The organism is Streptomyces sp. NPDC040622 (assembly GCF_055593965.1).
In genome coordinates, this window is the sequence record NZ_JBVIXD010000008.1 from 479,630 (window position 1) to 497,367 (window position 17,738).

Annotated in this window: 19 protein-coding genes and 1 pseudogene; 14 read left to right on the forward strand and 6 right to left on the reverse strand. The window is 71.4% G+C overall.

What is annotated here, in order from left to right; translation table 11 throughout:
• Window positions 1-32: 32 nt before the first annotated feature.
• The 4 genes from egtA to egtD are packed head-to-tail and all read left to right on the forward strand — an operon-like array spanning window position 33 to window position 4,427.
• Window positions 33-1,373 (forward strand): ergothioneine biosynthesis glutamate--cysteine ligase EgtA, encoded by a 1,341-nt coding sequence (gene egtA, locus ACZ592_RS25335; RefSeq protein WP_471583903.1) that lies wholly within the window; start codon window positions 33-35, stop codon window positions 1,371-1,373.
• Complete coding sequence (gene egtB / locus ACZ592_RS25340) at window positions 1,370-2,713, forward strand: ergothioneine biosynthesis protein EgtB (protein ID WP_471583904.1); 1,344 nt, start codon at window positions 1,370-1,372, stop codon at window positions 2,711-2,713. Before egtA ends, egtB begins: the two co-directional genes overlap by 4 nt.
• Entirely contained in the window at window positions 2,713-3,468 is a 756-nt protein-coding gene (gene egtC / locus ACZ592_RS25345) for an ergothioneine biosynthesis protein EgtC (protein WP_471583905.1), read from the forward strand. Before egtB ends, egtC begins: the two co-directional genes overlap by 1 nt.
• A complete protein-coding gene (gene egtD, locus ACZ592_RS25350; protein ID WP_471583906.1) occupies window positions 3,465-4,427 on the forward strand; it encodes an L-histidine N(alpha)-methyltransferase in 963 nt (320 codons plus the stop codon). Before egtC ends, egtD begins: the two co-directional genes overlap by 4 nt.
• 57 nt (window positions 4,428-4,484) lie before the next feature.
• On the opposite strand, the gene ACZ592_RS25355 is transcribed toward egtD, so the two are convergent.
• Window positions 4,485-5,774 (reverse strand): extracellular solute-binding protein, encoded by a 1,290-nt coding sequence (locus tag ACZ592_RS25355; RefSeq protein ID WP_471583907.1) that lies wholly within the window; start codon window positions 5,772-5,774, stop codon window positions 4,485-4,487.
• A gap of 208 nt (window positions 5,775-5,982) precedes the next feature.
• On the opposite strand from ACZ592_RS25355, the gene ACZ592_RS25360 reads away from it, so the two are divergent.
• Window positions 5,983-6,201 (forward strand): dodecin, encoded by a 219-nt coding sequence (locus ACZ592_RS25360; protein ID WP_471583908.1) that lies wholly within the window; start codon window positions 5,983-5,985, stop codon window positions 6,199-6,201.
• Between the two features lie 17 nt (window positions 6,202-6,218).
• On the opposite strand, the gene ACZ592_RS25365 is transcribed toward ACZ592_RS25360, so the two are convergent.
• Window positions 6,219-6,707 (reverse strand): phosphatase domain-containing protein, encoded by a 489-nt coding sequence (locus ACZ592_RS25365; protein ID WP_471583909.1) that lies wholly within the window; start codon window positions 6,705-6,707, stop codon window positions 6,219-6,221.
• A gap of 91 nt (window positions 6,708-6,798) precedes the next feature.
• Here ACZ592_RS25365 and ACZ592_RS25370 point away from each other — a divergent pair, with 91 nt between their 5' ends.
• Complete coding sequence (locus ACZ592_RS25370; RefSeq protein ID WP_471583910.1) at window positions 6,799-7,803, forward strand: LLM class flavin-dependent oxidoreductase; 1,005 nt, start codon at window positions 6,799-6,801, stop codon at window positions 7,801-7,803.
• Between the two features lie 18 nt (window positions 7,804-7,821).
• Here ACZ592_RS25370 and ACZ592_RS25375 read toward each other — a convergent pair whose 3' ends face one another.
• Window positions 7,822-8,241 (reverse strand): MmcQ/YjbR family DNA-binding protein, encoded by a 420-nt coding sequence (locus ACZ592_RS25375; RefSeq protein WP_471583911.1) that lies wholly within the window; start codon window positions 8,239-8,241, stop codon window positions 7,822-7,824.
• A 125-nt stretch (window positions 8,242-8,366) separates the two neighbouring features.
• On the opposite strand from ACZ592_RS25375, the gene ACZ592_RS25380 reads away from it, so the two are divergent.
• The 5 genes from ACZ592_RS25380 to ACZ592_RS25400 all read left to right on the forward strand — a co-directional run bounded on the left by ACZ592_RS25380 (window position 8,367) and on the right by ACZ592_RS25400 (window position 11,471).
• Window positions 8,367-8,951, forward strand: a complete 585-nt coding sequence (locus ACZ592_RS25380; protein ID WP_471583912.1) for a GNAT family N-acetyltransferase — start codon at window positions 8,367-8,369, stop codon at window positions 8,949-8,951.
• 44 nt (window positions 8,952-8,995) lie between these two features.
• A complete protein-coding gene (locus ACZ592_RS25385) occupies window positions 8,996-9,763 on the forward strand; it encodes a phosphotransferase enzyme family protein (RefSeq protein WP_471583991.1) in 768 nt (255 codons plus the stop codon).
• A 203-nt stretch (window positions 9,764-9,966) separates the two neighbouring features.
• Window positions 9,967-10,581: a dihydrofolate reductase family protein gene (locus ACZ592_RS25390; RefSeq protein ID WP_471583913.1), complete on the forward strand. Its 615-nt coding sequence runs from the start codon at window positions 9,967-9,969 to the stop codon at window positions 10,579-10,581.
• A 77-nt stretch (window positions 10,582-10,658) separates the two neighbouring features.
• Window positions 10,659-11,036 (forward strand): winged helix-turn-helix transcriptional regulator, encoded by a 378-nt coding sequence (locus ACZ592_RS25395; protein WP_471583914.1) that lies wholly within the window; start codon window positions 10,659-10,661, stop codon window positions 11,034-11,036.
• 57 nt (window positions 11,037-11,093) lie between these two features.
• The gene (locus ACZ592_RS25400; RefSeq protein ID WP_469279528.1) at window positions 11,094-11,471 is read left to right on the forward strand and encodes a nuclear transport factor 2 family protein; all 378 of its coding nucleotides are present in this window, start codon (window positions 11,094-11,096) and stop codon (window positions 11,469-11,471) included.
• Window positions 11,472-11,529: 58 nt separating this feature from the next.
• On the opposite strand, the pseudogene ACZ592_RS25405 reads toward ACZ592_RS25400, so the two are convergent.
• Both ACZ592_RS25405 and ACZ592_RS25410 read right to left on the reverse strand, forming a co-directional pair.
• Window positions 11,530-12,281, reverse strand: a pseudogene (locus ACZ592_RS25405) (transposase); the annotation flags it as partial.
• A 136-nt stretch (window positions 12,282-12,417) separates the two neighbouring features.
• Entirely contained in the window at window positions 12,418-13,926 is a 1,509-nt protein-coding gene (locus tag ACZ592_RS25410) for an MFS transporter (RefSeq protein ID WP_471583915.1), read from the reverse strand.
• Between the two features lie 209 nt (window positions 13,927-14,135).
• Between ACZ592_RS25410 and ACZ592_RS25415 the strand changes: the two genes are divergently transcribed.
• Window positions 14,136-14,468 carry a DUF6191 domain-containing protein gene (locus ACZ592_RS25415; RefSeq protein WP_471583916.1) on the forward strand — a complete coding sequence of 111 codons (333 nt, stop codon included), beginning with the start codon at window positions 14,136-14,138 and terminating at the stop codon, window positions 14,466-14,468.
• Window positions 14,469-14,507: 39 nt separating this feature from the next.
• Here the strand turns inward: ACZ592_RS25415 and ACZ592_RS25420 are convergent, their stop codons facing one another.
• Window positions 14,508-15,590, reverse strand: a complete 1,083-nt coding sequence (locus tag ACZ592_RS25420) for a LacI family DNA-binding transcriptional regulator (protein WP_471583917.1) — start codon at window positions 15,588-15,590, stop codon at window positions 14,508-14,510.
• 193 nt (window positions 15,591-15,783) lie between these two features.
• On the opposite strand from ACZ592_RS25420, the gene ACZ592_RS25425 reads away from it, so the two are divergent.
• Window positions 15,784-16,710, forward strand: a complete 927-nt coding sequence (locus tag ACZ592_RS25425; RefSeq protein ID WP_471583918.1) for a carbohydrate ABC transporter permease — start codon at window positions 15,784-15,786, stop codon at window positions 16,708-16,710.
• 5 nt (window positions 16,711-16,715) lie between these two features.
• Window positions 16,716-17,654 carry a carbohydrate ABC transporter permease gene (locus ACZ592_RS25430; protein WP_471583919.1) on the forward strand — a complete coding sequence of 313 codons (939 nt, stop codon included), beginning with the start codon at window positions 16,716-16,718 and terminating at the stop codon, window positions 17,652-17,654.
• The last annotated feature ends 84 nt before the right edge of the window (window positions 17,655-17,738 follow it).

Here is a 17,738-nt window from a genome sequence, read left to right on the forward strand (position 1 = left end):
TGACGAGCAGAACCGGATGGAAGGATCCCCGCATGTCTGAGGGAGACTGTACGAAACACCGCCCCGCCGGCCCCACAAGGGCGCGGGACACGGTGTCGGAGGCCGAGGTGGAGGCGCTGGTCCGCGGCATCTGCTTCAAGACCGGGCCGCCCGGCGTCACCGGCGTCGAACTGGAATGGCTGGTCCACGAGCCAGGACTGCCTCATCTGCCCGTACCCGCCGCCCGCCTCGAAGCGGCCTATGCCGCACTGCGGGCCCTGCCCCTGCACTCGTCCGTCACCGTCGAACCCGGCGGCCAGCTGGAGCTCAGCTCGCTTCCCGCCGCCTCGCTGACACAGTGCATCTCGGCCATGGAGGCCGATCTCCGCGTCGTACGCGACGCATTGCGTTCCCATCGCCTCACGCTCAGCGGGGTCGGCGCCGACCCGTGGCGCCCGCCGGTGCGGATCCTGCGCGAGCCCCGCTACGACGCGCTGGAGTCCTGTCTGGACCGAGGCGGCCCGGCCGGGCGCCGCATGATGTGCTCGACGGCGTCCGTGCAGATCTGCCTGGACGCCGGCTACGAGGAGCCGGGCCCGCTCGGCTACGCGCGGCGCTGGCGCCTCGCGCACCTGCTCGGGCCCGTCCTGGTCGCCGCGTTCGCCAACTCGCCGCTGCAGGAAGGCCGCCCGACCGGCTGGCGGTCCACCCGGCAGGCCGTGTGGGCGGGCATCGAGCCCGGCAGGTCGGGCGCCCCGCCGCTGGAAGGGGAGCCGCGCGAGGTCTGGACGCGGCACGCCCTGGACGCGCCGGTCATGTGCGTCAAAAGAGGCCCCGGCGAAGGCCCGTGGAGTGTTCCGGAGGGCCTCACGTTCCGGGCGTGGGCCCAGGCCGGCGCACCCCGCAGACCCACCCGCGAGGACCTCGCCTACCACCTGACCACGCTGTTCCCGCCGGTCCGCCCGCGCGGCCACCTGGAGCTGCGCATGGTCGACGCGCAGCCCGGCGAGGACGGCTGGATCGTGCCGCTCGCCGTGACGAGCGCGCTGTTCGACGACGCGGAGGCGACCGAGACCGCCTACCGCGCCGTCAAGCCGCTGGCCGAGCGGTACGGTCTGCCGGGCTCGCCCGCCGCGCCGCACAATCCGCTCTGGCTGGACGCCGCGCGCCACGGCCCCGCCGACGCCGAACTGCGCGAGGCCGCCGTCCTCTGCTTCGCCGCCGCGCTCGACGCGCTGCCCCGGATGGGCGCGGGCGCGTCCGTGCGGGACGCCGTGGCGACGTTCGCCGCGCAGTACGTCGCGCGGGGCCGCTGCCCGGCGGACGACCTGCTGGACGCGCTGCGCGACGCCCCGCCGTTGCCCGACACACCTGGGAAGGACGCACGCCGATGACAGGCCCCACCGCCGACCCACAAGCCCTGCGGGAGCGCGCGCTGGCCGCGCTCCTGGCCGCCCGGGACCGCACCACCCTCCTCACCAGCTGTGTGGAGGAGGGCGAACTGACCGCGCAGCACTCCCCGTTGATGTCGCCCCTGGTCTGGGACCTCGCGCACATCGGCAACCAGGAGGAACAGTGGCTGCTGCGCGCGGTCGCGGGCCGCGACGCGATGCGGCCCGAGATCGACCCGCTGTACGACGCCTTCGAGCATCCGAGGTCCGAACGCCCGAGCCTTCCGCTGCTCGCGCCCGCCGAGGCCCGCGGGTACGCCGCCGAGGTGCGGGGCCGCGCGCTCGACGTGCTGGAGAAGACGCCGTTCCACGGGACGGCACTCACCGACGCGGGCTTCGCGTTCGGGATGATCGCGCAGCACGAGCAGCAGCACGACGAGACCATGCTCATCACGCACCAGCTGCGCACGGGCCCCACCGCCCTCACCGCACCGGACCCGCCGTCCGGCGAGCCGTTCACCGGGCCCGCCGAAGTCCTGGTCCCCGGCGGTCCGTTCACGATGGGCACGTCGACGGAACCGTGGGCGCTCGACAACGAACGCCCCGCCCACCGCCGCCTCGTCCCGCCGTTCTTCATCGACACGACACCGGTGACGAACGCCGACTTCCTGCGGTTCATCGAGGACGACGGCTACGAGCGGATGCACTGGTGGGATCCGGCGGGCTGGGCGATGGTCCGTCAGAACAACCTCCGGGCACCGCTGTTCTGGCGCCGTGAGGGCGGGCAGTGGCTGCGCCGGCGATTCGGGACCGTCGAGCCCGTACCCGCCGACGAGCCCGTGCTGCACGTCAGCTGGTACGAGGCCGACGCGTACGCGCGCTGGGCCGGCCGGCGCCTGCCCAGCGAGGTCGAGTGGGAGAAGGCCGCCCGGCACGACCCGGTGGCCGACCGGTCGATGCGCTATCCGTGGGGCGACGACGACCCCACTCCCGAGCGGGCCAACCTGGGGCAGCGGCACCTGCGGCCCGCCCCGGCCGGGAGCTATCCGGCCGGTGAATCACCTTACGGCGTGCGCCAGTTGATCGGCGACGTGTGGGAGTGGACGTCCAGCGAATTCCTGCCCTACCCGGGCTTCTCGGCCTTTCCCTACCGCGAGTACTCGGACGTCTTCTTCGGGGGCGACTACAAGGTGCTGCGCGGCGGCGCCTTCTCCGTCGACGCGGTGGCCTGCCGGGGCACGTTCCGCAACTGGGACCATCCGGTGCGGCGGCAGATCTTCTCCGGGTTCCGCACCGCGCGGGACGCCGGCCCCGCGGAGGCCACCGCCCGGGAGGCGTTCTGATGTGCCGTCATGTTGCCTGCCTCGGCCCGCCGGAGCGTCTGGACAGCCTCCTGGTGACGCCGGCGCACAGCCTGTTCCGCCAGTCGTGGGCACCCCGGATGCAGCGCCACGGGACCGTCAACGCCGACGGTTTCGGGGTCGGCTGGTACGCCGACGGCGATCCGGTCCCGGCCCGCTACCGCCGCTCGGGGCCGATCTGGGGCGACCCGTCGTTCGCCGATCTGGCCCGGGTGGTGCGCTCAGGGGCGGTCCTCGCCGCGGTGCGCGACGCGACCGTGGCGGGCGCGGACGGCGAGGCGGCCGCGGCCCCCTTCGCCGCGGGGCCGTGGCTGTTCAGCCACAACGGCGCGGTCACCGGCTGGCCCGGCACGCTCGCCCCGCTCGCCCAGGGCGTGCCGCCCGCCGAGCTGCTCTCGATGGAGGCGCGCTGCGACTCGGCGCTGGTGTGGGCGCTCGTCCTGCACCGGCTGCGCCGCGGCGACGAGGAGGGGCAGGCGCTCGCGGACACCGTCATCGAGGTCGCCGAGGCGGCCCCCGGATCGCGCCTCAACCTCCTGCTCACCAACGGCGACACGATCACCGCGACCGCGTGGGGCGACACTCTCTGGTACCTCACCGAACCCGGCCGCCGCACCGTCGTGGCCTCCGAGCCCTACGACGACGACCCGCACTGGCGCGAGGTGCCCGACCGCACCCTGCTCGCCGCAAGCCGCACCGACGTACTGCTGACCCCGCTCAAGGAGCCCCCTGCGTGAGCCCGTTCCTGCTGACCCGCACCCTGCCCGAGGACGCCACCGGTGCCGCGCTGCGCGCCGACGTCCTGCAGGGCCTCACCTCGACCCCGAAGTCGCTGCCGCCCAAGTGGTTCTACGACGCGCGCGGCAGCGCCCTCTTCGAGGAGATCACCACTCTGCCCGAGTACTACCCCACCCGCGCCGAGCGCGAGATACTCGTCGCCCGCGCCGCCCGGATCGCCGAGGTCACGGGCGCGCGCACGCTCATCGAGCTGGGCTCGGGCTCCTCGGAGAAGACCCGCCACCTCATCGACGCCCTGCCGTCCCTGCACACCTACGTCCCCGTGGACGTCAGTGAGAGCGCGCTGACCGGCGCCGCGAACGCCCTGATCGCGCAGCGGCCGGCGCTGGACGTGCACGCCCTCATCGCCGACTTCACCCGCGGTCTCGCGCTGCCGGGCACGCCGGGCCCGCGCCTGGTCGCCTTCCTCGGCGGCACGCTCGGCAACCTGCTGCCCGCCGAGCGCGCCGCGTTCCTCTCCTCGGTGCGCGGTCTCCTCTCCCCCGGCGACGCGCTGCTCCTCGGCACGGACCTGGTCAAGGACGAGTCGGTGCTGGTGTCCGCGTACGACGACCGGACCGGCGTGACGGCCGCGTTCAACAAGAACGTCCTGTCGGTGATCAATCGTGAGCTGGGCGGCGACTTCGACCCCGCCGCCTTCGAGCACGTCGCCGTCTGGGACCACGAGCGCGAGTGGATCGAGATGCGGCTGCGCTCCACGGCCGACCAGACGGTGAAGATCCAGGCGCTCGACCTGGCCGTCGACTTCACCGCGGGCGAGGAACTCCGCACGGAGATTTCGGCCAAGTTCCGTGCGGACGGCGTCCGCACCGAGCTGGCCGCCGCGGGGCTGCGGCTGACGCAGTGGTGGACGGACGAACGGGAGCGTTTCGCACTGTCGTTGAGCACTATCGCGTAGCCGCAAAAAGCACGAGTGCCCTGCCCCACCGCCCGTGCGGTGGGGCAGGGCCCCGCGTCACAGACCGCCGATGTCCAGCGCTTCGCTGATCCGGCGGGAGGCCTTGCGGGCCTCGGTCGCCGGGTCGCCGCCGGTCAGGACCCTCGTCATGTAGCCCTTGATGGGGTTGTTCTCCTCGACACCGGCCCAGCGCGGCGAGTTGGGGGTCGCCCGGCCCTTGGCCGCGCCGACGGCCATCGCCGCCACGCCCTCCTCGCCCGCGACATCCGAGGCCAGCTTCGCCTTGTTCGGGACGTAGTTCATGGTCCGGGCCAGATCCGTCTGCCACTTCTTGCCCGCCAGGGCCTCGATCACCTCGACCGCGCCCTTGTGGTCGTCGCTGTGCTCGGGCACGACGAGGTCGGAACCGCCGGTGAAGACGGTGCCGGGCTTGCCCGCCTTCTTGCCGGGGATGGGGAAGAAGCCGATCCGGCCCTTCAGCTCCGGGCTCTTCTCCTCGATGGCGCGCACCGCGCCCGGCACCGCGACGATCTGGGCGACGTCGCCGCCCGCGAACACGCCGGCCTGCGCCGGATGTTCCTCGTCGGCATCGCGCGGGCCCTCGCCGAGCGCCTGCAGCCGCTGGTAGAACTCCATGCCGCGCAGCGCCTCGGGGGTGTGCAGACTGCCGCGCCAGTCGCCGGACGACTTCTTGGTCTCCTTGGCGAGGTCGCCGCCCTCGTCCCAGATGAATCCGGCCAGGGTGTACCAGTCCTGGCCCGCGAGGTAGATGCCCTGGTTGCCGCCGGCGTTGAGCTTCTCGGTGGCCGTGATCCACTCGTCACGGGTGCGCGGCGGCTCCGTGATGCCCGCGGCGGCGAACAGGTCCTTGTTGTAGAGGACGACGCGGTTGGCCGCGTACCAGGGGATGCCGTACTGCGCGCCTCGGTAGCGGCCCGGCTCGGCGAGGCCAGGCAGCCAGTCCTCCATGCCGAGGTCGCGGGCGGACTCCAGGGTGAGGTCGTACAGGCCGCCCTCGTCGACGTACTGCGCCACCTGGGTGTTGCCGACCTCGATGACCTCGGGTCCGTCGCCGTCCTCGTCCTTGAGGGCCTTCTTCACCTTGGTGCCGATGCCGTTCCAGTCCTGGATGCGGATGTCCAGGTCGATGTCGTCGTGCTCCTTCTCGAAGTCCTTCGTGAAGCGCTCGACGAACTCGGGCGACGCGCTGCCCCGCATCAGCCAGACCGTGACGGTGCGGCTGTCATCACCGCCCGGCAGCACGCCGCACCCGGCGAGCAGGACGGCGGAGGACAGGGTGAGCGCCAAGGACACGGCGGCGCGGCGGTGCGGGTTCACGTGGGTCACTTTCTTCCTGCGGACAGGGAAGGTCAGCCCGACGCGGGGGGATGAGCAGCTCGGTGCTCGAACGGGTACGGCAGGATTTTGGTATGTACCAATGAGGTGGTCAAGGGGGTACGCCATCTCGCGCGTACGGACGGGCTGGGGCACCGTGGAGTCGACGGCACTCCACGGCGTCGTACGACGCCACCCGACGGCCCGGAGGAACACCTTCATGTCGAACCACACGTACCGCGTCACCGAGATCGTCGGCACCTCCGAGGAGGGCGTCGATCAGGCGATCCGCAACGGCATCTCACGGGCCTCGCAGACCCTGCGCTCGCTGGACTGGTTCGAGGTCACGCAGGTGCGGGGGCACATCGAGGACGGGGAGATCCAGCACTACCAGGTGGGGCTGAAGGTGGGCTTCCGCCTGGAGGACGAGGCCGAATAACTCGTCGCCCCCGGTCCTCAGGTGCGGCCTTCCCGTTCCTGGGCGTCCTTGAGAGGTGCGGACGGGGTGGCCCAGTCGGCCCGGATCACCGGGAAGCCCGCGCGTTCCGCTTCGTCGCAGACCAGGGCGTCGTCGTCCACCAGCACGCGGACCGTGCGCCTGCGGGCGATGTCGCGCAGGATCTCCAGCTTGGTGCGGCGGGCGGGGCGGCGGTCGTCGTCGCGGCGCATCCAGAGCCGTCCGGCCGGCAGGCCCTGGCGGGCCAGCCAGTCCACCGTGTCGGCCCGGCAGCGCTCGGGCCGTCCGGTGAGGTAGACGACCTCGCACTCCCGCGCGCTCTCCAGGGCCAGCTCGATGCCGCGTGCCAGCGGCGGGTCCTGGGGAGCGGCGGCGAAGAACGCGTCCCAGTCGCGCGGCTTGCCCTCCAGGTACCGCTGGCGGTGCGCGGTGTCCGCGAGCGTGCCGTCCAGGTCGAACACGGCCAGAGGTCTCTTGTCTTCGGTCACGTCGTCAGCGTAGAAGCACCGCGACACGCTCCGCGCAGTGGCTCGGCGGCCAGGGCGGGAATCCTGGCGGCCCGCAGGCGTTGAAGCGAGTGTGAGCTCAGTGATCGCAGCAACCCGGTTCTCCGTCCTGGACCGTTCGCGCACCCGTGAGGGGTACGACGGTCCCGCGGCCCTGCGCGACACCGTGCGCCTCGCCCAGGACCTCGAGGCGCTCGGCTACCACCGCTTCTGGGTGTCCGAGCACCACGGCGTGCCCGGTGTCGCGGGGTCGGCGCCCACCGTCCTCGCGGCGGCCGTCGCGGCGGCCACCCGGACGATCCGGGTCGGCACGGGCGGGGTGATGCTGCCCAACCATCAGTCGCTGGTGGTGGCCGAGCAGTTCGGGGTGCTCGAATCGCTCTTCCCGGGACGGATCGACATGGGACTCGGCCGGTCGGTCGGCTTCACCGACGGGGTGCGCAAGGCGCTGGGGCGCGACAAGCACGACGCTCAGGACTTCGCGGCACAGCTCGGCGAACTGCTCGACTGGTTCCGCGGGGCGTCCGGCACGGGGGTGCGGGCCCGCCCCGCCGAGGGGCTGACCGTCCCGCCGTACGTCCTGGCCGTGGGTGAAGGGGCGACGATCGCCGCGCGGGCGGGCCTCCCGCTGGTCATCGGGGACATCCGGGGCCGCGAGAAGATGCTGCGCGGCATCGACGAGTACCGCTCGGGGTTCCTGGCCTCGCCGTGGCTGGCCGAGCCGTACGTGATGATCGCGGGCAACGTGGCGGTGGCCGGGAGCGAGGAGGAGGCCCGCCGGCTGCTCGTGCCAGAGGCCTGGTCGATGGCGTACTCCCGCACGCACGGCACGTTTCCGCCGCTCCCGCCCGCCGAGCGCGTGGAGTCGCTGGCCATGACGGACAAGGAGCGCGGCTTCTACGAGTCGGGGCTGCGCGGCCATGTGCACGGCACGGAGGAGCAGGTGGCCGACGAGCTGGAGCGGGTGCTCAAGGAGAGCGGCGCGCAGGAGGTCCTCGTCACGACCAGCACGTACGACCGTGCCGGCCTGCTGGACTCCTTCCGGCGGCTGGCCCGCGTGGCGCGCCTGACGGCGTGAGACGAGACCCGGCGCAGGTCAGCTGGCCGGTGGCAGCGGAGGGATCCGGGCGGCGAGGAACTTGGGAGCCATCTCGCGGTAACTGTCGGTGATCAGTTCGGCGAGCTCGGTCCAGTCGGTGTGGTCACCGAGAAGGGCGGCGACGACGTTGTGGCCCCAGCCGGGACGGCGGAACGGGAACCCGCCTGCGGTCAGGCCCAGCAGGTCGTCGACGGGCACGCGGAACGTCATCACGACCGGTTCCTGATCGGCGGTCGCGTACGCGGCGTAAACCGGGTGGCGATCCACGTCCGGCGCGTAGACATGGGCGAACGTCCGCTTACGGATCCGCCAGCGCACCCCGATCCAGGCCGGTTCCTCGTACGACTCGGGCAACTGCCGGCAGATCGACCGCACACGGTTCAGGATCTCCGGCGGCACGTCTCCAGGACTGGACATGGGCCGACCCTAGCGACCGACGGCGAATTCCGCGGGGGGGGGCTGCGGTGCCACGACGGTGAGGGCCGGACCGGGAGCGAATATTCGGTGTTCCGCGCACCCCATGAACGCACAAGATGGTGCGCATGACTCTGGCCGCCCCCGTACTGCACACCCCTCGCCTGCGGCTGCGCCCCGTCGCCGACGCCGACGCGGATGCCCTGTACGCGCTGCACAGCAGCTCCTACGTGATGCGCTACTGGGCCTCTCCGCCGTGGACCGAACGGGCCCGCGCCGACCGCTTCATCGCCAGGTGCCGGAAAATGGCGGACGAGGGTACGGGGGCGAGGGTGGCCGTGGACCGGGCTTCTGACGGGGCCTTCGTCGGCTGGTGCGGTCTGATCGAATGGGACCCCGCGTACCGCAGCGCGTCGTTGGGCTATGTCCTGGACGAGGCGATGTGGGGCCACGGCTATGCGACGGAGGCCGCACACGCCGTGCTGCGGTGGGCATTCGACGCACTGGACCTGAACCGGGTTCAGGCCGAGACCGACACGCGCAACGTGGCGTCCGCCCGCGTCCTGGAGAAGGTCGGATTCAGGCGTGAGGGGACGTTGCGGGAGGACCGCGTCGTGAACGGCGTGGTCTTTGACTCGTGGGTGTTCGGGTTGCTCAGGCGGGAGTGGCAGCCGGCGACCGTGCCGGTGCCGGCCCACGAAGAGTCGGTGTGACGGCCGACGGCGGGACGGCGGAGGGCGAAGCCCTGGCCGGCGGCATGGCGAACGCGGGCGCGGTCTTCCGCCGCGGTGATCTCGTGGAACGCCCGGCGCCGCGCACCGCGCGCGCCCTCCATGCCCATCTCCTCGCGCTCGAAGAGCACGGGTTCGATGCGGCTCCGAGGCCGATCCGTCTCACCGCGGACGGCCGCGAACAGCTGACCTTCGTCCCCGGGGACGTCCCCCAACCGCCGTTTCCGCACTGGGCGATGACCGAGACGGCGTTGAGATCGGTGGGAGTGCTGCTGCGGCGCCTGCACGATGCCGCCGCGGCCATTCCGGTCGACCCGTGCGCCGAGTGGCCCCGGTCCCTGGCGGACCCGGCGGGCGGAACGATGCTGTGCCACAACGACGTGTGCCCGGAGAACGTCGTCTTCCGCGACGGCCGTGCGGCAGCCCTGATCGATTTCGACATGGCGGCCCCCGGCCGAGCCGTGTGGGACGTCGCCATGACCGCCCGCTACTGGATTCCCCTGCTCGATCCCACGTCCGCGGCGGTGCACCATCCCGCGGGGCTGGATGTCCCGGCACGACTGCGGACCCTCGCCGACGGCTACGGCCTCTCCCCGCGGGAGCGCGCCGAACTGCCCGGCGTCATCGAGCAGGCCACCGCGTCGTGCCGGGCCTTCGTGGCCGGCCGGGTGGCCGACGGTGACCCCGCCTTCACCCGGGCGGCGTCCGAGCACGGTGGCCCGCGGCGCTGGGACCGTGTCCAGGAGTGGCTGTCGGCACACCACGATGTGTTCACGGCTGCCCTGTTGGAATGAGCGGCCCGGCCGTGGGTCCCGTCCGCGTCGCGTTCAGGGGCCGGCCGGGGACTGGCGCGGAGGGCGCGGTGCCCCCGCGGCCCCACCCGCAAAAGACTCTGCTCTTCGAGGTCATCGAACGTCAGGCGGCCAAGGCCTTCGGCAGCGCGAGCATCAAGGCGCCGTGAGCGATGAGTTTCGGTCGTGGGCCGGGTCCGCCCGGTATGACACGCATCATCGCTGACATCTCGGTCTCCCTCGACGGCTTCGTCACGGGCCCCGACCCCGGCCCGGAAAACGGTCTGGGCACCGGTGGCGAGGCTCTGCACACCTGGGCGTTCTCCGACGACGCCGAGGACCGCCGGTACCTGAGCGAAGGCACCGCCCGCTCGGGTGCCGTCGTGCTGGGCCGCCGCCTCTTCGACGTGGTCGACGGGCCGCAGGGCTGGGACGACACCATCGGCTACGGCGCCGGTGAGGTCGGCAAACCCGCGTTCGTCGTCGTGACGCACTCGCCGCCGAAGTCGGTGCGCCTCACCGGCCTCGACTGGACGTTCGTCACCACCGGCCTGCGCGACGCCATCGGCACCGCACGCGAACGCGCCGAGGCGGCCTCGGCCAACACCGGCAGAGACCTCGACGTCGTCCTCATGGGCGGCGGCGCGACGATCGCCTCGGCCCTCGACACCGGACTGGTCGACACCCTGACCCTGCACCTCGCGCCCGTCGTACTGGGCGCCGGGACACCCTTGTTCACCGGCGGAGTGCCGCGCACGCTGGTGCAGCGCAGTGTGACCTCGACGTCGACCGCGACGCACCTCACGTACGACGTGCGCTGATATCGTTTCGGAATCCGAAACGTCAGGGGCCGCGGAATGCCGGAGGCGAGGGTCCGCAGAACCGCAGGAGGACGGCGATGGCCGCACCGACACCAGGACGGCCGGTACCCGGCTCGACCACCGGACGCCCCCTCATGGCGGCGCTCGACCTGTTCGGGCGGCGGTGGAGCCTGCGCGTGGTGTGGGAACTGCGCGACGACGCCCTGGGGTTCCGCGCCCTGCGCCGGCGCTGCGCCGACATGTCCTCCAGCGTGCTGCGCCAACGCCTCGTCGAACTGATCGAGGCACGTCTGGTGCACCAGACCCCCGAAGGCGACTACGCCCTCACCCAGACGGGGCGACAAGCCCACGCGGCACTGACACCCCTCGTCGACTGGTCCGCCGCCTGGGCCGCCGAACTGGCCGAGCACACCCCGGACGTCCCCAAGTGCTGTGGCCGGGATGGTTCACGGTGATCGGAAGACGGCTCACGGGACAAGCGCGTTCCGCGAAACGACTGGTATTACTGGTACATGCAGGAAGAAGCCGCGCGGTCCGCGATCGACACGTTCATCTCCGCGTTCAACGCCTCGGACGACAGCTATGTCACTGCGCTCCTCTCCCAGGCCCTGACCTCGGACGTGGTCTTCTGGGGGCCGTTGGGCCGCAGCGAAGGGATCGAGGCGGTCGAGCGGTTCGTGCTGGACATCCGGCGCCACCCGGCGGGGACCGGCACGATGGTGCGCTGCTCGGCGGTGGACATGCCTGACGAGTGGGCCCGGTACCAGTGGGTCTTCACCACGCCGGATGGAGGCCCCCGTCTGGCGGGAACGGACGTCGTCCATCTGCGGCGGAGCCTCATCGACCAGGTCATCGTCTTCGCGGGGGAGATCGACCCGTCCGCCTCCTGAGCCATCCTTCTCCTGAACCGGGCCCGTTCGGCGCTCCGGGGCTGCGGCTCGCGGTTGGTCAGGCTGCGGTGTTGAGGAGACGACCGGCCCAGCGGATGCCTTTCTCGCTCCGGGTGCGGGCATGTTCCTTGCGTTCGGCGGCCGGGACGTCGCGGCGGCGCGCGTTGGCGCTGCGCCAGCGCGGGTAGGCGTGCAGGGCCTGGGTCCGCACGGTGTGGTCGGGATGGTGGGAGTTGGCGATGGTGAACTGCCGCAGCGGTCCGAAGTGCGCCTCGACCGGGTGCCCCAGGAGGCGTAGGTCGGGGTGAAGCACAGTTCGACCTTGTTCTTCTTCGCCCAGCGGCGGATGTCGGTGCCCTTGTGGGCGGACAGGTTGTCCATGACCACGTAGTTGGGCGCGTCGTCGGGCCGGGCGGCGCGGATCGACTTCAGCGCGGCCAGCGTGTTCCCGGCGCCCTTCTTGCGGCGGTTGACGCCCCGCAAGCGATCGTCGCCGACCGCGTGCCAGCCGTGGAAATAGCGCACCCCGTGGGTGCGGTGGTCGGTGGTCGACAGCCGCCCGGGGCGCTTCTTCCCGGCCCGGCCGGAGCCCGCCGTGGGCCCCGTCCCGAGCGGGCCGAACTCGTCGAACGCAAAGCCCCGGTCCGGGAACCGGTCCACCACTTCCTCGATCCGGTCCAGCTTCGTCTCGCGCTCGGAGTCCGGGGACTCCTTCCACGTCTTGGTGCGCCGGAAGGTGACGCCGCGCCGCGCGAGCAGGCAGCGTAACGCCTCGCGGCCGATACGGATGCCCCGACCGCGGACCCCACGCTCCACCTGTCGGACGGCCTGTCAGCTCACATCCAGCGGGCCCGCCGTCCAACAGTGTGAACCGAAGCTCGGTGAACCTTCCCGGTCAGAGCGCCAGACAACGTCCCCTCAGACGCTGCGTCACCGCCGGGGACGGTCAGCCCTGCCGGGAGTGGACCGGGCTGTTGGCGACGTGGTCAGGGCAGCGCCGGTGCTCCCGCCGTGTCCGCCGGTCCCGCAGCCCGTCGAACGTGGCCAGCGCCAGGGCGGCCAGCACGGCGACGAGCGCGGCGACGAGCGCCACGAAGAGGGCCTTGCGGTAGTCGTCGCTCCTGCCGAGCACCAGGTAGAACAGGCCCGGCAGGGCCGCGGTACCCACCGCGGCACCGAGCCGCTGCCCCGTCTGCAAGGCGCCGCCCGCCGCGCCCGCCATGCGTACGGGCACTTCGCGCAGCGTCATGGTGATGTTGGGAGAGACGACGAAACCGCCGCCGATGCCGCCGAGCAGCAGCGTGGGCGCGGCGATCCAGGGAGCGATGTCCACGGGTGCGTACCGGAGCAGCAGCGCCGTGCCGCCCAGTCCCGCGATCACGGCCGTGAGCCCGCACACGGTCAGCCAGCGCCCGAGCCGGTCCACCAGGCGTCCCGCGAGCACGGCCGCGCCCGCGGAACCGATGGCGAAGGGCGTCACGGCCAGGCCCGAGCGGAGCGGGGAGAAATCCAGGCCGTGCTGGTAGTAGAGCGCGAAGACCAGCCAGACGCCGCTGAAGCCGATGAAGTACAGCGTTCCCACCCCGGCGCCGACCGCGTAACCGCGCACGGTGGTGAACAGGCGCGGGTCGAGCAGTGGCTGGTCGCCGCGGGCGAGGAGACGGCGTTGCCACCATGCGAAGACGGCGAGGATCAGGGTGCCGGCGGGAAACAGCCACCACAGGCGGCTGATGCCGCCGGAGTCCGCCTGGACCAGCGGATACATGACGGCCAGTACACCGAGGCCGAGGAGCAGTACGTCGGGCACGTCCACGGATCCCTTGCCGGTGTGCCGGACCCGTGGCAGCAGGCGGCGCCCGAGCAGCACGGCGACGATGCCGAGGGGAACGTTGACGTAGAAGATCCACCGCCACCCCTGCGGCCCGGAGGCCAGGGCGAGGATGGCGCCGCCGGTGATGGGGCCCACGGCGGAGGAGATGCCGACGACCGCGCCGAACAGGCCGAATGCGCGGCCTCGCTCGGCGCCTCGGAACATCTGCTGGATGAGCGCGGAGTTCTGCGGGGCCATGCATCCGGCGGCCAGCCCCTGGGCGAGGCGGGCCGCCACCAGCCACACGATGCCGGGCGCCGCGCCGCAGGCCGCGCTGCAGACGACGAAGGCCCCGAGCGCGAGAAGGAAGATGCGTCGCCGGTCCAGGGCGTCACCCAGTCGTCCGGCGGTGACCAGCGCGAGGGCGAAGGTGAGGGCGTAACCGGACACCACCCACTGCACCTGCGCGGCCGAGGCGTGCAGGTCGCGCTGGACGGTGGGCAGCGCGACGGCGACGATCGTCACGTCGAGCAGGCTCATGAAGCCGGCCACCAGCGTGACCCACAGTGCTTTCCACCGTTGCGGGTCCGGCACGTGGCCATCCGACCCGGTGCCGGGATCCTGGCCCGGGCTCGACACCGTCATGGACGCTCCTCCCGTCCGAGGGAGTGATGTCTCGCCCCGAAAGATGTCTCGCCCCGAAGGATCTCGACGTCCGCGTGCCCTTCGCCGGGCGGGACAAACAGCCCGGCCACCGCGTGCGGCCCTCGACAGATGCTCTCGGTTTCCACACTACAGACGTGATCCGGAAGAGGTGACTGCACCAGATTGCGTCACAGCCGGATACTGGTCGGATGCGATTCGCCTTCTTCATGACCCTGCCCGGACTGGTCATCGTCCTGACCCTGCTGGCCTTCGTCGACCAGCTGCTGCTGCGCGCGGGGCGGGCCGGAGTGCTGCCGTGGCGGAACAGCGCACGTCAGGGGCAGATATCGGCGACCGGATTCGAGCAGTTGCATGCGAGCCTCTCACCGGGCAAGCAGCACGAGCTGAAGGAGCGCCAGTCGGCGCTGGTCATGCCGGACGACGAGGACGACGGTGCCCCGCCGAACAGGACGACGGTGGACCTGGCCACGGGCACGGCGGTCGTACGGATGCCGCCGGCCGCGGGCGCGACCGGCCACTGAGCACGAGGTGGCGCACCGCGCCGTCGCGTCGGTGTCCGGTCAGCGCGGTGGTGGCGGTGCGGTGCTCTGTCGCACCACGAGTCGGGTCGGCACGAGAGTGGTGCCGTGTTCCGGCTCCCCGTGTTTGACCTGGTGCAGAACACCGTCCACGCAACGGCGCCCGACTTCGCCGAAGTCCTGGTGGACGGTCGTCAACGGGGGCTGGAACGAGCCGGCTTCGGCGATGTCGTCGAAGCCGACCACGGAGACGTCGTCGGGGACCTTGCGGCCACGCTCGTCGAGCGCGCGCAGCAGACCGAGAGCCATCTGGTCGTTGGCCGCGAACACCGCTGTGCAGTCGGCCTGTCCGGCGAGTTCGAGGCCGGCGCGGTAGCCGGACTCGGCCGACCAGTCGCCTCGGACCAGTGGCGGTGGCGTGCGGCCGGCCTTCACGAGCGCCGAGCGCCAGGCGTCCGTCCTGCGCTGGGCCGCGTACGACTCCTCGGGTCCCGCGAGGTGCCACACCGTTTCGTGCCCGAGGTCCAGGAGATGGCCGACGGCCTCACGCGTGCCGCCGACCTGGTCCGTGTCGACGACCGTGTACCGGTCTCCGGCGTCGGAGTCGGCGACGACGACCTTCACGTGCGGTGGCAGTGACAGGCGCGCGTCGTTGAGGAGGTGCACCTCCATGATGACGATGGCCGCGTCGATGGCCAGCTCCCCCAACCGCGAGAAGGCACCCCGGACTTCGTCCTGGGTGGGGACGGCGACGGGCAGCAGCGTGACCGCGTAGCCCTCCCGCGCGGCCGAGAGGGCGATCGCCTCCAGAGTGCGGACGTTGCCGGTCGTGGAGAGGGTGAAGGTGATGACACCGATGGTGCGGAACTCGCCGCTCTTGAGCGCGCGGGCCGCACTGTTGGGGCGGTAGTGAAGCTCTCTCATGGCGGAGAGAACTTGCCTGCGGGTGGCTTCGTTCACGCCGGGGAAGCCGTTGGAGACTCGGGAGACCGTCTGCGAGGAGACCCCGGCCAGCCGGGCCACGTCCGCCATCGACACCGAACGGCGGCGCGAGCGGGGGCTCGCAGGGGCGGGCCCGGCCTTCGGCGCACGCGGCGCCGGGGGGTGTTCGTCTGTGCCGTCCACGCTCTCCCTCACCGGATACCGCCCTTCGTGAGCAACCCTTGACCGCCCATCTGGAGGCAGTGTAGACATGCCGCCACTGAATGTTTACGTAAACATAACGCCTGACCCGCGTTTGGTCGAGCCGCTTCACCGGCCTGGAACGTCTACGTGAACTGCGGTTTCGGTCCGGGGAAGTACGAGCGAGGGACGCGAGATGACGACGCTACAACCGCCGGCGGCAGCAGGGTCCCGCCCGGCCGGACCACCGGTGCGGCGGGCACGCCGCTCTTGGACGGGATGGGGGTTCATCGGGCCCTTCCTGCTCGTCTTCGCGCTGGTCTTCCTGGCCCCGCTGCTGTATTCGGTCTATCTGAGTCTGTTCCGGACGCAACTCATCGGCGGCACCTCGTTCGTGGGGCTCGACAACTACCAACAGGCCCTGCGGGACCACCAGTTCTGGGACGGGGTCTTCCGCGTCGGACTGTTCCTGCTGGTCCAGGTGCCGATCATGCTGGGCATCGCCCTGCTGGTGGCGCTCGCGATCGACAGCGGGCGCCTGTACGGCAAGGCCTTCTTCCGGATCTCCGTCTTCCTGCCGTACGCCGTGCCCGCCGTCGTCGCGACCCTGATGTGGGGCTTCATGTACGGGCCCCGCTTCGGCCTGGTCGGGGACATCAACGAAGCGTTCGGCGTCCACCTGCCCGACCCGCTCTCCTCCGGGCTCGTCCTCGCCTCGATCGGCAACATCGTCACCTGGGAGTTCGTCGGCTACAACATGCTGATCTTCTACTCCGCGCTGCGCGTCGTCCCGCACTCGCTCTACGAGGCCGCGGAGATCGACGGAGCAAGCCAGTGGCGGGTCATCTCGGCGATCAAGATCCCAGCGATCCGCGGCGCCCTCGTCATCGCCACGATCTTCTCGGTCATCGGCAGCTTCCAGCTCTTCAACGAGCCGGCCATCCTGCAGAAGCTCGCGCCGAACGCGATCACCACCGACTACACCCCGAACTACTACACCTACTCGCTGTCCTTCTCCGGCCAGCAGCACAACTACTCCGCGACGGTCGCCATCGTGATGGGCGTGATCACCATGGTCGTCGCCTACGTCGTCCAGCTGCGCGGCATGCGCAAGGGAGCGTGAGCCCGATGACGGGACTGCCCACCGCGAGCGGCACCACCACGAACGCCACCGGGGCCGGCGCCGCCCCGCGCCTGCGCGCACCGCGACGTCATACCCGGGCCCGTCCCCGGCGCAGCGCACTTCTGACGGCGCTGACCGGCGTCATGCTGCTCTACAGCCTCGTCCCCCTGGTGTGGCTGCTGATCAGCGCCACCAAGACGCAGCAGGGGCTCGCCGATTCCTTCGGCCTGTGGTTCGACGGGGACTTCGCCCTGTGGGACAACATCACCGCGACCTTCACGTATCAGGACGGCGTCTTCGGCCGCTGGCTCCTCAACACCCTGCTGTACGTGGTGGTGGGCGCGGGCGGCGCCACCTTCCTCGCGGTCCTCGGCGGGTACGCTCTCGCCAAGTTCGACTTCCCCGGCAAGCGGGGCGTGTTCGCGGTCGTCATCGGCGCGGTCGCGGTGCCCGCCACGGCTCTCGCGGTCCCCACCTTCCTGATGTTCAGCAAGATGGGACTCACCGACACGCCGTGGGCCATCATCGTCCCGTCGCTGATCTCGCCCTTCGGCCTCTACCTGATGTGGGTGTTCGCGACCGAGGCGGTCCCCGCCGAACTGATGGAGGCCGCCCGCATCGACGGCGCGAGTGAGCTGCGCACCTTCTTCCAGGTCGCCCTGCCCCTCCTCGCGCCCGGCACCGTCACCGTGCTGCTCTTCACCACGGTCGCGACGTGGAACAACTACTTCCTGCCGCTGATCATGCTGAAGGACCCCGACTGGTACCCGCTCACCCTCGGCCTCGACGCCTGGAACAAGCAGGCGGCCACGGCCGGCGGCGACGCCGTCTTCCACCTGGTCGTCACCGGCTCGCTGCTCACCGTGGTGCCCCTCGTCGCCGCCTTCCTGCTGCTCCAGAAGTACTGGCAGTCCGGGCTCGCCGCCGGAAGCGTCAAGGAGTAGCCGCGACACACGAGGTCCGCCGCCGCGGCCCTCGCCACTGTCGCCGAAGCACCCGTCCTGTCGAACCCTGACGAAGTGGAAGTA